Here is a 1,675-nt window from a genome sequence, read left to right on the forward strand (position 1 = left end):
GGTCGAAGGTGGGACTGGCGATTGGGACGAAGTCGTAACAAGGTAGCCGTACCGGAAGGTGCGGCTGGATCACCTCCTTTCTAAGGAGCATCTACCAGTGTTCGGAGCAAACGTCTCCGCGCTGGTCAGAACCTGCACCCGTTCAGCGGGGTAGGGCTCATTAGTGGATGCTGGCTGGCTAGACGTTCGGTTGTCACGACAGTGAGTACTGCATCTTCGGGTGCGTGGAAAGGTGTCGAGAGGGCTGGATGAACAGATCGGTGCGCTGTTGGGTCCTGAGAGAACACGCTTTTGTGTGTCTTTCGGTGATCGGCCATCAGACGCGGATGAACCACCTGGCATTGGTCAGGCCGGCGTTCGCAGTAGGGCTGGTGGGTCTGATTGTTCTTTGAGAACTGCACAGTGGATGCGAGCATCTTTGTAGCAAGTTAGTAAGGGCATACGGTGGATGTCTTGGCACCAGGAGCCGATGAAGGACGTAGGAGACTGCGAAAAGTCTAGGGGAGCTGTCAACCGAGCTGAGATCCTAGAATTTCCGAATGGGGAAACCCGGACCCAGTCATGTGGGTTCACCCATACCTGAACACATAGGGTATGTGGAGGGAACGCGGGGAAGTGAAACATCTCAGTACCCGCAGGAAGAGAAAACAACCGTGATTCCGTGAGTAGTGGCGAGCGAAAGCGGATGAGGCTAAACCGTACTCGTGTGATACCCGGCAGGGGTTGCGTGTACGGGGTCGTGGGACCTCTTGGTCAGTTCTGCCGAACTGACAACGAGTCAGAAAATACTGTGGTTAGAGGAACGTGTCTGGAAAGCACGAGCGTAGAGGGTGAAACTCCCGTACTCGAAAACCCGGTATCTCGTTAGAGTGTTCCCAAGTAGCAGCGTACTCGTGAAATTCGCTGTGAATCTGGCGGGACCACCCGCTAAGCCTAAATACTCCCTGGTGACCGATAGCGGACTAGTACCGTGAGGGAAAGATGAAAAGTACCCCGGGAGGGGAGTGAAATAGTACCTGAAACCGTGTGCCTACAATCCGTCGGAGCCTTTAGGGGTGACGGCGTGCCTTTTGAAGAATGAGCCTGCGAGTTAGTGCTACGTGGCGAGGTTAACCCGTGTGGGGTAGCCGTAGCGAAAGCGAGTCTGAATAGGGCGCTTGAGTCGCGTGGTCTAGACCCGAAGCGGTGTGATCTAGCCATGGCCAGGGTGAAGCGCGGGTAAGACCGCGTGGAGGCCCGAACCCACCAGGGTTGAAAACCTGGGGGATGAGCTGTGGTTAGGGGTGAAAGGCCAATCAAACACCGTGATAGCTGGTTCTCCCCGAAATGCATTTAGGTGCAGCGTCGTATGTTTCACCACGGGGGTAGAGCACTGGATGGTCTAGGGGGCCTACAAGCTTACCGAAATCAACCAAACTCCGAATACCGTGGTGTGAGAGTGCGGCAGTGAGACTGCGGGGGATAAGCTTCGTAGTCGAGAGGGAAACAGCCCAGAACGCCAGCTAAGGTCCCTAAGTGTGTGCTAAGTGGGAAAGGATGTGGGGTCGCACAGACAGCCAGGAGGTTGGCTTAGAAGCAGCCACCCTTTAAAGAGTGCGTAATAGCTCACTGGTCAAGTGGTCCTGCGCCGACAATGTAGCGGGGCTTAAGCACACCACCGAAGCTGTGTCATTTC

General features: G+C 55.4%; 2 rRNA genes. Both read left to right on the plus strand.

Annotated elements, in window-relative coordinates:
• A 16S ribosomal RNA gene (locus ACH413_RS48290) occupies nt 1–80 on the plus strand; the annotation flags it as partial.
• 341 nt (nt 81–421) lie between these two features.
• Nucleotides 422–1,675, plus strand: a 23S ribosomal RNA gene (locus ACH413_RS48295); the annotation flags it as partial.

This window comes from Lentzea sp. NPDC020367 (assembly GCF_044387305.1).
Classification (GTDB): domain Bacteria; phylum Actinomycetota; class Actinomycetes; order Mycobacteriales; family Pseudonocardiaceae; genus Lentzea.